The following is a 12,270-nucleotide window of genomic DNA, read 5'->3' as shown; positions in this document are numbered from 1 at the left end:
ACTACATCCCAAACAGCAGTATTTACGTAAACAGCTAAATGATAGATCCGAAAGATTTCGATGATCGTTCGGTTTTTCTTTTAACTAAACACCTTGTCCCAGCATCTTTTTCATGTGCTGATTCTATCTCCCTGGACATGCTCATATGCTTTAAGGAGGGGAGGAGTGGATAAGGATGGACCGTGGAGGAAAGGAATTTGGGGAGTGGACAGATCAGGCAACGGAGCAAATGCTCTATAACCTGATTGAGAAGAAACAAAAATTTGATAGGGCGAAGGCTCTTCACCTCTATATATTATGGGGGGCAATGTTTGCGTCCTTCTTTTTTCTATATTATTTGACGAAGTTCGTGTTGGACCCTTATTCATACTCATTTGCCGCCATGTTCTCAAGCTTTGTATCAGATTCCATTCATTTATTAATGGTCCTTTTTTTGGTTGTGCTATTCGGTGCTGCCAAAATTCTATATGAAAAGAAGGAAAAGAAAGAAAAAGAATTTCATGCATTAAGATGCGAAATCATCGATCGCAGTAAAGATTTATGGAAAGAAGAAGCGTGGAAAAAGAGGCATCATGTATACGATAAGATGAAGAAAGAATGGGATATCAATCTGTTCCATGGCAGTAAATGAGAACCCAGTGCTTAAAGGGAAGCACTGGGAGTGGCTTTAACAGACATGCACATCCCTCACACTTGCCATGGCCAGGGTGCTTCCTTCCAATCCCACGGGTAATTGGAGTAGCTGTACCCAAAATGGGTCAGGGGGCCGAATTCCTTTTCAAATTTCTTTTTAATTTGTTTTCGGGTTTTGACATACATATTGTACTGTGAGATGGCCTCATGATCTTCCGGGTGGGTATCAAGGTACAGAGTGAGGTCGACAATGACGAAATCGACCGCCTGCAGTTCTTCCAACACTTCATAATAATGGGCGGGAAGCTGTTTCATATGGGATCACTCTCCCTTCGCTTTTTCGTAGGGACTATAATACGGATCATAAAATACTTTCCACAGTGTCCCTTTCTGCAATGCCTCTTTAGGGGTATATTGTTCTAAATTTGGTGGTTGAAACCCAAGATACAGGTTTGGGGGAGTCGAATAGATCTTCCGTGTAATCGGCTTACACGGGTCATAGGGACTTATATACGGATAATATGCTTTATAGAATTCATGCATACCGATTCCTCCTTTAAATGAATTCCTTCGTAACAACATATGATTGGAGGAATGGGAACATGTTAATTTATATAAATTCATTAGAATGAAGGGAAATACAAGGGAAATGTTGAATACTTAAGATGTAGGAAATTAATGATGAGGTGGTCAAATGTTTGTTAAAAATGCCATGATACCGAAACACAAATGCTATGTGGTGGATGTAAACGATTCAGTTGAAAAGACGCTGACGGTGCTTGAACACCATAAAATCGACGGGGTACCTGTCCTTTCGAATGAAGAGTTTAAAGGCGTAGCGACCCGTTACAATATCTATCAAAGCTTCTTCCTTTCCGGAATGGACAAGGAATCCTTTCTCAAAGAGAAAAAGGTCAGTGATATCATCACGGATTCGGACAAATATATAACCGAAAAGGATGTATTTGAAAATGCATTGATCGAATTAAAGGATTCGCCGATCCTCCCGGTGGTGGCAGAAAATAATAAGTTCCTGGGACTCGTTACACGCTTCGACGTCCTGGATCAATTCAGGAGTGCATTCGGCATGGACCAGAAGGGAGTCCGCATCGCTTTCTCTTCTGTAGAAACGGAAGGGCGGATCGCGAGGCTCGGTGACATCATCCAACAATATTCAGAATCAGTGATATCCCTTGTAACATTCGATGAATCCGATAAATTATTACGTCGTATTGTCCTGAAGGTGGAAAAGAAGGACAATATGGATAAATTTCTTCATAAGTTAGAAAAATCAGGTTTTCGGATTCTCGATATCCATGAAGATGAATAATTTAATAAATCCCTGTATGAAACAAAATCCCTCTCATAAGATTTATGGGAGGGATTTTTTTGATCAATCATTTCATGAAACTGATAATGACGTTTCTTTTAGGGTATTTATTCATTACATGGTTTCCGGCATCCGAACGATTTACAAATCCGGAATTCATTGTGGAAATGGTTCTCAATCCTGTACAGTTCTTCGCTGCGTCCATTGCTTTTATGATCGGGGTCATGGTCCAGGTGAATATACTGAAAGCTGAATTCTATTCTGTCCTTCAATTATGGAATGGAAAACTACATAAAGAATCGATCCTCATTCCATTTCACTTAGCGGTGATCTACGTGTTGAGCGGGTATGGCATATGGCAAACGATGATTTTTTCCTGTTCAGCCATTTTTTATGGTATCATTTCAATAGATTTTCGCCGTCAAGGAGGCCACAATGCTTGAAATTAGTATGATTTTATTGGCAGGGGGAGTCAGCCTCCTCTTTTATATGGTATATGAAGCCCGACGTAACGTTGTAAAGATTGAAGAGGTTAAGCTGCCTCACTTTCCCCGACAGATGAAGCCTGTCTCCCTTTTTTTTATTTCTGATATACATAAACGGGAAATTTCAAATGAAATCATTGAAGAAGTGAGAGGGAAAACGGATCTTGTCATTATCGGCGGGGACCTGTTGGAAAAAGGAGTGCCTTTTTCCAGGGTCGAACGAAATCTTGACAAACTCCTGACTTTGGGAAGCGTTTATTTCATATGGGGAAATAATGATTATGAAGTGAATACGAGCAGGTTAAAACAAATATTCAAGAAAAAAGGAATCATCGAAATCGTCAATTCCTCAGTGAAGGTAAAGGTTCATAACGGTGTCTTGAACTTGATAGGGGTGGATGACGCAAGTACCCAGCGGGCAAATTATGAGGCTTCACTTGAAGGGGTACACCCTGATGAATTCAACCTTTTGATCAGTCATGATCCAAGACTTGTGAATCAAGTTCGGAAAGAAGACGGAATCGACTTCATGATAAGCGGACATACACACGGGGGGCAGATTCGTCTGTTCGGTTGGGGGATGTATAAAAAAGGAAGACTTGAAACTCTCCCGGAGACCACCCTATTAGTAAGCAATGGCTACGGGACCACCGCTGTTCCTTTGCGGCTGGGTGCCCCGGCGGAAACCCACTTGGTGATGATAGATAAAGGTTGAAATGAACAAATGTTATTCATTACCTATACAAATTTTACACAATGAGGTTTCTCGGGTTATAATTTTAGAGAGATGAGAAATACTTGGGGGACTATTTATGAGCAATGATAAAAAGTTGGAAGGCAAATACAACATTAAGGCTGTGTCTACCATATTAGGGATTCAACCTGGAACATTGAGGGCATGGGAGAGAAGATACCAGATCATTGCTCCTGTGCGGAATGAATCCGGGCACCGTTTGTATACCGAACAACATTTAAATATATTGAAATGGCTGGTTGAAAAGGTCGATCAAGGCTTTACCATCAGCCAGGCCGTTGCGTTACTGGACAAACAGGAGCTGGAAGAGAATGAAATCACATCCTCTGAACAGAAGGATCGTACCCAGACGATTTCCGATGATCTCTTGAAGGCTTTATTGAGTTTTGATGAAACGAAAGCCCATGAATTGATCAACCAGTCGTTTTCGGTGTATACCATCGACAAAGTGGTCATCGACATTCTCGGCAGCCTCCTGGTCAGGATCGGTGATTTATGGGAAAATGATGAAATCACAACGGCCCATGAGCACTTTGCCACTTCCATCCTCAGGTCCCGTATCGGTATCATCATGCATTCTTTCCCACATAACGGGATATTACCCAAGGTAGTCGCTGTCTGCGGCCCTGGAGAATGGCATGAATTAGGATTATTGATTTTCACCCTTTACGTACGAAGGAAGGGGTTTGAAGTCATCTATCTGGGATCGAGCATAAAAGAGAATGATATTGAGGTCGTATTGGATGAAGTGGATCCAAAGTTTTTATTCTTCTCGTGCACACTGTTTGAAAATGTGGATAACCTTCTTTCACTCGTTACATCCTTAAAGACAGAGCGGAAGGATCTCGTAATCGGAATGGGCGGTTTCGCCGTCGATCATCTGCCCAAAGACGTAAAAGCAGAATTTGATGAACACATCGTGGGACAATCCAAATCCGAATGGGAACATTGGCTCAAAAGTAAATTATAAGAGCATGCACTGTTTTTTGCCCCTTACATAGTATGATGATAAATCGTCACACTCTAGGGGGTACGAAGATGAAGCTCGAAAGAATTTCGGACAATAAAATAAAATTTTCCATTAGTGTAGAAGAGTTGGAACAAAAAGGGTTATTTGAACAGGACCAATGGAAAGATTCCTATATGTGGCATGATCTGTTCGAAGACATGTTAGATGAAGTACAAGGGAAGTTCGGCATCGAAACACAAATGGAAATCACAGTGGAGATTGAATCCTTTGATGACCAGGAAATCTGTCTGATCCTCACGTTGGAGTCTGAGGATGACTTTTCCGACTGGGAAGAAGGTACCGAAATGATGAAATCCATGAACGATCACGATGTTCTCGTGTATTTCAATGATTTCGAGGACTTACTCAACCTTCTCAAACGGATCAATGAGATGGGAAAGCTGAGCCATTCCCTCATTCAATGCAGTATTTTTCACTATGAAAAAAAGTATTACGTACTTATAGAGAATTTGCTTGAAGGCGACAGTTTCGTCCTTGAAGCGATTTGCGCCGAATATGGTCAACACTCGACGATCACAAAGCATATTCTGATGGAATATGGCCGAGTTGTGTTACTAAGGGATTCCATTAAAAAGATATTACATTATTTTTGACTCGTTCATCCTTGTATTGTATGTTTACCCCCTTTGAAAATATATTTTATGTTTGATCACATAAGAAAATCGTCTTTTTGCACTCTCAGGGTCTCCTGGGGGTGCTTTTTAGAAATTCTTATCATGAAATGATAGCGTTTTCAAAAAAATATCTCATATTGAATTTTCCTTCTTTGCAAGTGCAAATCAAACGTGTATACTATGTCATGAAAGCGGACGAGGTTCTGCTAAACAGTGAAGGATACTGGGAGGTTTACATACATGGTAGCCGAAAAGGGGAAAGAAAATCATCAAAGTTCAGAGCAGCATGATGTGCTGAAATCTACACAAACGGTTATTCATCTTGCACTCGATAAATTAGGGTATTCAGAAGAAGTTTATGAATTATTAAAAGAACCAATTCGTATGTTAACGGTTAAAATACCAGTCCGGATGGACGATGGAAAAGTAAAGGTTTTCACGGGCTATCGTGCCCAGCATAATGATGCGGTCGGACCGACAAAGGGCGGCATCCGCTTTCATCCGAACGTTTCGGAGAAGGAAGTTAAAGCGCTTTCCATTTGGATGAGCTTGAAATGCGGAATTGTCGATCTTCCCTACGGGGGAGGGAAAGGCGGAATCATCTGTGATCCCCGGGATATGTCATTCAGGGAGTTAGAGCGATTAAGCCGTGGATATGTGCGTGCCATCAGCCAAATTGTCGGACCTTCTAAAGATATTCCGGCACCGGATGTTTTCACCAACTCTCAAATCATGGCGTGGATGATGGATGAATACAGCCGCATTGATGAATACAATTCTCCAGGATTCATTACCGGTAAACCACTGGTGCTGGGAGGATCCCACGGCCGTGAAACGGCCACTGCCAAAGGGGTGACAATTTGTATCCATGAAGCGGCGAAGAAAAAGGGAATCAAACTCGAAGGGGCACGGGTGGTCGTTCAGGGGTTCGGAAATGCCGGAAGCTTCCTTGCCAAATTCATGCATGATGCCGGTGCGAAGGTGATCGGGATATCCGATGCCTACGGCGGCCTGCACGATGAGGACGGCTTGGACATCGACTATCTGCTGGACAGACGCGACAGCTTTGGAACGGTCACGAAGTTGTTCAATAATACGATTACAAATGAAGAACTGCTGGAGCTGGATTGTGATATTCTAGTGCCTGCTGCCATCGAAAATCAAATCACGGATAAGAATGCCCACAATATCAGGGCAAGCATCGTCGTCGAAGCTGCCAACGGCCCGACCACACTGGATGCGACAAAGATCTTGACAGAACGCGGTATCCTATTGGTACCGGATGTGTTAGCGTCCTCGGGTGGCGTGACGGTTTCCTACTTCGAATGGGTTCAGAACAATCAGGGGTATTACTGGACAGAAGAAGAAGTGGAAGAGAAACTGGAAAAGATCCTAGTTAATTCTTTCAATAATGTGTATGAAACGTCACAAACAAGAAGAGTGGATATGAGGCTCGCAGCCTATATGGTCGGGGTAAGGAAAATGGCGGAAGCCTGTAGGTTCAGAGGCTGGATTTAGCGACATACTAAAAGGGTGGGGACAAGAAACCCCACCCTTTTTTCTATTGGGATCCTATTCATTTGCGCGCATATAATGAGTGTGGATCACGGGAGACCGAGGGCTCCTTTTTGACCTGGACGCAATCTTATTCCATAATAACTGAGTAAAGACTTTTTAAAAATCTGAAGTGTACAGATGAACTTGATCATTCAGATAGAGGAATTGAAGGAGTGTCTGAATTTGAAAATGGAAGAATGCATAATTGTAGGCGGAGGACCGTGCGGGTTGTCTGCTGCCATTAGTCTCAAAGAAAAAGGAATCAATCCTTTGATCATCGAAAAAGGGAATATCGTCAATGCGATTTACCACTACCCTACCCATCAAACCTTCTTCTCGTCGAGTGAGAAGCTTGAGATCGGCGATGTACCATTTGTCATTGAAGAGCATAAGCCGAGAAGAAATCAGGCATTGGTCTATTATCGCGAAGTGGCGAAGCGTAAAAAGCTGAGGATCAACCGATTTGAAACCGTTTATAAAGTAGAGAAGCACGACGACAGCTTTACGGTGACGACTTCTAAGGGCCATTACGAGAGTAAGTCGATCGTCATCGCAACCGGATACTACGATAACCCGAATTATATGGAGATCCCGGGCGAGGAACAAGAGAATGTGTTTCACTATTTTAAAGAAGCCCATCCTTTTTTTGATACGGATGTGGTGGTCATCGGAGGCAAAAACTCCGCGGTTGATGCAGCACTCGAATTGAATAAAGCGGGGGCAAGGGTCACCGTTTTATACCGGGGAAGTGAATATTCCAAAAGTGTCAAGCCCTGGATCCTCCCGAATTTTGATGCACTTGTAAGAAACGGTGAAGTCACGATGGAGTTTCAAGCATGTGTGGACGAAATAACCGGGGATTCTGTTCTTTACAACGTGAATGGAGAAAAGAAAGAAGTCAAGAGTGATTTTGTGTTTGCCATGACCGGCTATCATCCCGATCACAGCTTCCTGACGAAAATGGGGATAGACATCGATAAGGAAACCGGGCGTCCGGCCCACAATCCCGAAACGATGGAAACAAATGTAGCGGGCGTCTATATTGCGGGGGTCATTGCCGCAGGAAACAATGCCAATGAAATCTTCATAGAAAACGGTCGTTTGCATGGCGGATTGATTGCAGGATCCATCACGGAAATGAAAAAATAGAAGGAAGAAGGAAAAAAGAGGCTCGAGAGATGAGCCTCTTTCTTTCGTCTTTTTTACTTTTTGTCGTTTACTAGTTTTTGAAAATCGCTTCCAGTTCTTTCATATCATGTATTTGGGAAAGGGCGACCACAAGCTTGATTCTGGCTTTTTGTCCATTTAGACCGTTAGAGAAGATGACCCCTTTTTCCTTCAGTTGTTTTCCTCCACCTGAATATCCGTAAATGTCCTGGACGATCCCATTGAAGCATCTCGAAACCAAAACGACGGGAATGTTCGCTTCTAACAGTTCCTCGATGCCCATCACGGTTTCCGGTGGGAGATTCCCCTGACCCAATGCTTCGATGACGACCCCGTCGTACTGAAGCTCCTTTATCGCCCGCAGTAATCCTGAATCCATTCCTGCATACGCTTTTATGAGTGTCACCCTCTTGGAGATGTCACACACCTCGTAGTGCTCTTTAGAGGTCGGCTGGTGATGGAAGAGGACCCCTCTTTTCGTCACGATCCCGATCGGTCCATACTGTGGGCTTTGGAATGTGGATACATTGCTCGTATGGGTTTTGGTCACATTTTTCGCAGAATGGATCTCATCGTTCAGGACAACCAGAACCCCTTTGTTCATGGATTTGTAGTCCGCTGCTACACGTACAGACGAAATCAGGTTATATAATCCGTCAGCCCCGATTTCATTGCTCGATCTCATCGCCCCCGTCACCACGATCGAGATGGGGAGGGAGAGGGTCAAGTCCAGGAAATAAGCTGTTTCTTCCAATGTATCTGTTCCGTGGGTAATGACGACCCCGTGGAATGGCATTTCCTGATACTTTGCTTCGATGGTCTCTTTCAGCTCCTGCATATGCGCAGGCGTAATATGAGGGGAGGGCAGATGGAATGCTTCTACTACACTCAGATTCGCCAGATTTGAAACGATGGATGTTTGCACAGAGAGCGGGTTTTCTTTTCCCGGTGAAACGGCTCCGGTCTGTTCGTCTTCCATCATCGAGATGGTGCCGCCTGTATGTATGACTAAAATATCTTTCTTCATCATTCATTCCTCCAACCAATTAAATTCCTATTTCCAATCCTACATTAACATGATACGATTAAGAAAACTGAAAGAAAAGAGGACTTTTTATGCTGGTGATTTTATCAGCGGGTATAGCACCAGGATTAGCATTGTTAAGTTACTTTTATTTACGGGATCAATATGAGGCCGAACCCATTACATTGGTGTTTAAAACGTTTATGTACGGGGCCCTTATTACCTTTCCGATTATGTTTTTACAATATGTCCTGGAAGTGGAAGGGATCATTGATTCCAATTGGTCTACAGCCTTCATTTCCTCCGGGTTCCTCGAAGAGTTTTTTAAGTGGTTTATTTTGATGTTTGCCATCTTCCAACACGTGGACTTCAACGAACCCTATGACGGGATCGTGTATGGGGCCAGTGTTTCCCTTGGGTTTGCTACAGTGGAAAATATTTTATATTTGATCGCCAATGGCGTAGAGCACGCATTTGGGAGGGCGGTACTCCCTGTATCCAGTCATGCCCTTTTCGGGGTCATCATGGGGTATTATTTAGGGAAAGCCAAGTTCTCTTCCCGAGAAGAAAGGCATAAATGGCTTTTTCTGGCCATTTCGGTACCTATCTTGTTGCATGGAACCTACAATTATATTTTCCTTTCTGAGAAAAACTGGGTTTACTATATGGTTCCGTTTATGTTTTTCTTATGGTGGCTGGGATTAAAGAAAGTGAAGAGTGCCCATCAGCTGACAGAGAAGAAGTACAAAAGGGAACTGAAGAAAGAAGTCATTTAAAGAGAATTATGAATAAGTGAATCAGAAGAACCCCCGCTAATAGCGGGGGTTCGGTTTATTTATAGGCAGCAGCTAGATCAGTTTTTGGGGATTCTTTCCGCTTCACTTCATCAATTTTGTTCACAAACATCTGAAATACTTTACGTTTTTCATCCAAGTCGCGTATGTATTCTTTCAATTCACTATACTTTTCTTCAAATGGCTTATGATACATTTCCCTGATATTTTCAATGATTTCCTCATTCACCGTGGATTGAATGACCTGCTTTGTAATTCCGTATTTATAGGAATAGACCTTCAGTTCTTTTTTTACTTCCTCATAATCTGTATTGATTTGATCCAATACCTCTGAAATATCTTCTTTCCATTCATCCAACGATTTCGCTAAATAATCCTCCATCATGACCCTCCTGTTTGAATTAATGAAGTATCCCTCACTCATTATAACCTTACTTGTTTACATCCTTTTTGCTGAGACATTACAGTGTCTTATCAAAGTGCTTCACTTGTGCAGGCGCTTTTTCCCGTTTTCAAATTTTAATGATTCCACTTGTATAAAATGGGAGCCTCTACAAAAACTAGAGTTAATGTTAATTGAAGATATGGAGGTTAAGGCATTATGAATAGTCGTTTCAAATGGGTTTCTACTTCAGTCGTCATGGTGCTTATGTGTTCTCTTCTTATGATTTCTTCTGAAGGTGAGAAGGCAGACGCTTTTACGAATCAGGTCATTCAGCATGGCGCAACGGGTGAGGATGTAATCGAGCTTCAATCCAGACTTCAATATATCGGGTATTATAACGGCGATATTGATGGTGTATTTGGATGGGGGACCTATTGGGCACTCCGAAACTTTCAATATGAGTTCGGTCTTCCGATTGATGGCCTTGCCGGTGCGAAAACAAAAGAAAAACTTGTGAAAGCATCAAAGTACAATAAGGAATATGTGAAGAATCAAATTGAAAAAGGCAATGACTTCAGCCATTATGGCGGGACAGATTTAGATAAACAAGGAGGTTCGACAGGAGGGGGAGGGGCAAAGGCTCCTGCTCAAAACAAGCCGGCCCCTTCTAAGCCGACGGCGGTGAATACACCGAATGGTTTCTCTCAAAATGACATTCAATTGATCGCAAACGCAGTATATGGAGAATCACGTGGTGAACCATACGAGGGACAAGTAGCTGTAGCAGCAGTCATTCTCAATCGGATAGACAGCTCAGCGTTTCCCAATACCGTGGCAGGGGTCATCTTTGAACCAGGTGCGTTCACAGCCGTAGCTGACGGCCAAATCTGGTTAACCCCTAATGAAAGAGCAAAAGAAGCGGTGTTGGATGCCATTAACGGTTGGGATCCGTCATCAAGTGCCCTGTATTACTTTAATCCAGCGACGGCAACAAGCAAGTGGATTTGGTCCCGTCCCCAAATCAAGAAAATTGGGAAACACATATTCTGTAGTTAAAGAGGTGAAGGAAATTGCTACGTATCATTTTAATTACGGTACTCGTCCTCGGTGTCGCAGGTACCGCTTTCTGGGGATACCAGGAACACCAGGAGAAAAATGCGATACTGATCAATGCGGAAAATAATTATCAAAGAGCATTTCATGAATTGACTTACCAGGTGGACCTGCTTCATGATCAAATCGGTTCCACTCTTGCCATGAATTCACGGAAGTCACTATCACCGGCACTTGCCGATGTGTGGAGATTGACGTCACAGGCTCACAGTGACGTAGGTCAGCTTCCTTTGACGCTGCTGCCATTTAATAAGACGGAAGAATTCCTGAGTAATATCGGTGACTTCAGCTATCGTGTAGCTGTAAGGGATTTAGATAAAAATCCATTGACGGATAAGGAATATAAGTCATTGGAAAATCTGTATAAACAAAGTGCCGATATTCAAAATCAGTTACGTCAAGTCCAGCATCTTGTCATGGAAAACAATTTGCGATGGATGGATGTGGAAATGGCTTTGGCTTCAGGGGATGAACAGGCAGATAATACCATAATCGATGGATTCAAGACTGTCGAGAAAAATGTATCCGGATATGATGAGGCGAACTTTGGCACGACTACCTTCGTCAACACAGAGAAAAAAGATCAGAACTTTAAGAAGTTAAAAGGGAAAGAAATTTCCAAAGAGGAAGCAGTCAAGATATTGAGGAGGTATTCCGGTATCCCTAAATCAAAAGATGCAAAAGTTTCAAAAAGCGGGAAGGGTGCCGATTACAAATTCTATAGTGTATCAATCGGAAATGGTAACACCGAAGCGAGCATGGATATCACCCAAAAAGGCGGGTATCCGATCTGGTATATCAATAACCGTAAAATCAAGGAACCAAAGATCAGCTTGAACAAAGCAGCTGAAAAAGCGACGGCTTTCCTTAAGGAAAATAACTTCCAGAAGCTTGAACTTTTTGAGAGTGCACAATATGATAACATCGGTATTTTCACATACGTGACGGTCCTGGACGGAGTGAGGATTTATCCTGATTCAGTCAAAATAAAAGTAGCATTGGATAATGGACAGATTGTCGGATTTGCTGCTGAAGAATACTTAAAGAATAATCATGAAAGAGAAATTCCTAAAGCGTCCATTACAAAGGCAGAGGCGAAAGAAACGACGAACCCCAACCTGAAGATAATGGAAGAGCGCCAGGCAGTGATCGTGAACGACCTCAACGAAGAAGTGCTTTGCTATGAATTCATGGGTATGCTGGGTAAAGATACCTATAGAATATTCGTCAATGCAAAAACAGGAGAAGAAGAGAAAGTAGAAAGGCTCAAAAAAGCAGAGCCCATTTATGAAGAAGTCGTTTAACACTTAGAGGGACGGACCTCCAACTTGGAGGTCCGTCCCTCTCTTCTTATTGGAAAATTCAGAATGGAGTTAAAAAAGGT

At 42.6% G+C, this 12,270-nt stretch carries 15 protein-coding genes; 11 read left to right on the top strand and 4 right to left on the bottom strand.

Annotation, left to right across the window (positions count from 1 at the left end; genetic code table 11):
• The first annotated feature begins 175 nt into the window (after positions 1-175).
• Positions 176-631, top strand: a complete 456-nt coding sequence (locus tag BVI01S_RS08610; RefSeq protein WP_034758275.1) for a DUF2663 family protein — start codon at positions 176-178, stop codon at positions 629-631.
• Between the two features lie 56 nt (positions 632-687).
• Here BVI01S_RS08610 and BVI01S_RS08605 read toward each other — a convergent pair whose 3' ends face one another.
• Complete coding sequence (locus tag BVI01S_RS08605) at positions 688-948, bottom strand: spore coat protein CotJB (protein WP_034758277.1); 261 nt, start codon at positions 946-948, stop codon at positions 688-690.
• A gap of 6 nt (positions 949-954) precedes the next feature.
• Positions 955-1,176, bottom strand: a complete 222-nt coding sequence (locus BVI01S_RS08600) for a spore coat associated protein CotJA (RefSeq protein WP_034758280.1) — start codon at positions 1,174-1,176, stop codon at positions 955-957.
• A 151-nt stretch (positions 1,177-1,327) separates the two neighbouring features.
• On the opposite strand from BVI01S_RS08600, the gene BVI01S_RS08595 reads away from it, so the two are divergent.
• The 7 genes from BVI01S_RS08595 (at position 1,328) to BVI01S_RS08565 (ending at position 7,552) form a co-directional block, all read left to right on the top strand.
• Entirely contained in the window at positions 1,328-1,963 is a 636-nt protein-coding gene (locus tag BVI01S_RS08595; RefSeq protein ID WP_034758282.1) for a CBS domain-containing protein, read from the top strand.
• Between the two features lie 59 nt (positions 1,964-2,022).
• A complete protein-coding gene (locus tag BVI01S_RS08590) occupies positions 2,023-2,406 on the top strand; it encodes a hypothetical protein (protein ID WP_034758284.1) in 384 nt (127 codons plus the stop codon).
• Positions 2,399-3,163, top strand: a complete 765-nt coding sequence (locus BVI01S_RS08585; protein ID WP_034758286.1) for a metallophosphoesterase — start codon at positions 2,399-2,401, stop codon at positions 3,161-3,163. The genes BVI01S_RS08590 and BVI01S_RS08585 overlap by 8 nt, the downstream gene beginning before the upstream one ends.
• Before the next feature lie 97 nt (positions 3,164-3,260).
• Entirely contained in the window at positions 3,261-4,172 is a 912-nt protein-coding gene (locus BVI01S_RS08580) for a MerR family transcriptional regulator (RefSeq protein WP_034758288.1), read from the top strand.
• A 68-nt stretch (positions 4,173-4,240) separates the two neighbouring features.
• Positions 4,241-4,825 carry an adaptor protein MecA gene (locus tag BVI01S_RS08575; protein WP_034758290.1) on the top strand — a complete coding sequence of 195 codons (585 nt, stop codon included), beginning with the start codon at positions 4,241-4,243 and terminating at the stop codon, positions 4,823-4,825.
• 261 nt (positions 4,826-5,086) lie between these two features.
• The gene (locus tag BVI01S_RS08570) at positions 5,087-6,364 is read left to right on the top strand and encodes a Glu/Leu/Phe/Val family dehydrogenase (RefSeq protein ID WP_034758292.1); all 1,278 of its coding nucleotides are present in this window, start codon (positions 5,087-5,089) and stop codon (positions 6,362-6,364) included.
• A 222-nt stretch (positions 6,365-6,586) separates the two neighbouring features.
• Complete coding sequence (locus tag BVI01S_RS08565) at positions 6,587-7,552, top strand: YpdA family putative bacillithiol disulfide reductase (RefSeq protein ID WP_034760587.1); 966 nt, start codon at positions 6,587-6,589, stop codon at positions 7,550-7,552.
• A 70-nt stretch (positions 7,553-7,622) separates the two neighbouring features.
• On the opposite strand, the gene BVI01S_RS08560 is transcribed toward BVI01S_RS08565, so the two are convergent.
• Entirely contained in the window at positions 7,623-8,600 is a 978-nt protein-coding gene (locus BVI01S_RS08560) for an asparaginase (protein WP_061809873.1), read from the bottom strand.
• A gap of 86 nt (positions 8,601-8,686) precedes the next feature.
• Between BVI01S_RS08560 and prsW the strand changes: the two genes are divergently transcribed.
• Complete coding sequence (gene prsW / locus BVI01S_RS08555) at positions 8,687-9,370, top strand: glutamic-type intramembrane protease PrsW (protein WP_034758297.1); 684 nt, start codon at positions 8,687-8,689, stop codon at positions 9,368-9,370.
• Positions 9,371-9,425: 55 nt separating this feature from the next.
• Here prsW and BVI01S_RS08550 read toward each other — a convergent pair whose 3' ends face one another.
• The gene (locus tag BVI01S_RS08550) at positions 9,426-9,770 is read right to left on the bottom strand and encodes a hypothetical protein (RefSeq protein ID WP_034758298.1); all 345 of its coding nucleotides are present in this window, start codon (positions 9,768-9,770) and stop codon (positions 9,426-9,428) included.
• Between the two features lie 258 nt (positions 9,771-10,028).
• On the opposite strand from BVI01S_RS08550, the gene sleB reads away from it, so the two are divergent.
• Both sleB and ypeB read left to right on the top strand, forming a co-directional pair.
• Positions 10,029-10,829, top strand: coding sequence for a spore cortex-lytic enzyme (sleB, locus tag BVI01S_RS08545; RefSeq protein WP_371928763.1), 801 nt, complete (start codon positions 10,029-10,031; stop codon positions 10,827-10,829).
• A gap of 14 nt (positions 10,830-10,843) precedes the next feature.
• On the top strand, positions 10,844-12,190 hold the full coding sequence (ypeB, locus tag BVI01S_RS08540) for a germination protein YpeB (protein WP_034758305.1): 1,347 nt from the start codon (positions 10,844-10,846) through the stop codon (positions 12,188-12,190).
• Positions 12,191-12,270: the final 80 nt, after the last annotated feature.

It is taken from the genome of Rossellomorea vietnamensis NBRC 101237 (assembly GCF_001591825.1).
Lineage (GTDB): Bacteria > Bacillota > Bacilli > Bacillales > Bacillaceae_B > Rossellomorea > Rossellomorea vietnamensis.
This window is presented reverse-complemented; position numbering and strand designations above follow the sequence as displayed.

Coding starts and splice junctions, on each gene's coding strand:
- BVI01S_RS08600 (WP_034758280.1), bottom strand. CDS start 1,176: ATGCATGAATTCTATAAAGCATATTATCCGTATATAAGTCCCTATGAC.
- BVI01S_RS08585 (WP_034758286.1), top strand. CDS start 2,399: ATGCTTGAAATTAGTATGATTTTATTGGCAGGGGGAGTCAGCCTCCTC.
- BVI01S_RS08610 (WP_034758275.1), top strand. CDS start 176: ATGGACCGTGGAGGAAAGGAATTTGGGGAGTGGACAGATCAGGCAACG.
- BVI01S_RS08570 (WP_034758292.1), top strand. CDS start 5,087: ATGGTAGCCGAAAAGGGGAAAGAAAATCATCAAAGTTCAGAGCAGCAT.
- sleB (WP_371928763.1), top strand. CDS start 10,029: ATGGTGCTTATGTGTTCTCTTCTTATGATTTCTTCTGAAGGTGAGAAG.
- BVI01S_RS08595 (WP_034758282.1), top strand. CDS start 1,328: ATGTTTGTTAAAAATGCCATGATACCGAAACACAAATGCTATGTGGTG.
- BVI01S_RS08550 (WP_034758298.1), bottom strand. CDS start 9,770: ATGGAGGATTATTTAGCGAAATCGTTGGATGAATGGAAAGAAGATATT.
- prsW (WP_034758297.1), top strand. CDS start 8,687: ATGCTGGTGATTTTATCAGCGGGTATAGCACCAGGATTAGCATTGTTA.
- BVI01S_RS08605 (WP_034758277.1), bottom strand. CDS start 948: ATGAAACAGCTTCCCGCCCATTATTATGAAGTGTTGGAAGAACTGCAG.
- BVI01S_RS08575 (WP_034758290.1), top strand. CDS start 4,241: ATGAAGCTCGAAAGAATTTCGGACAATAAAATAAAATTTTCCATTAGT.
- BVI01S_RS08580 (WP_034758288.1), top strand. CDS start 3,261: ATGAGCAATGATAAAAAGTTGGAAGGCAAATACAACATTAAGGCTGTG.
- BVI01S_RS08560 (WP_061809873.1), bottom strand. CDS start 8,600: ATGATGAAGAAAGATATTTTAGTCATACATACAGGCGGCACCATCTCG.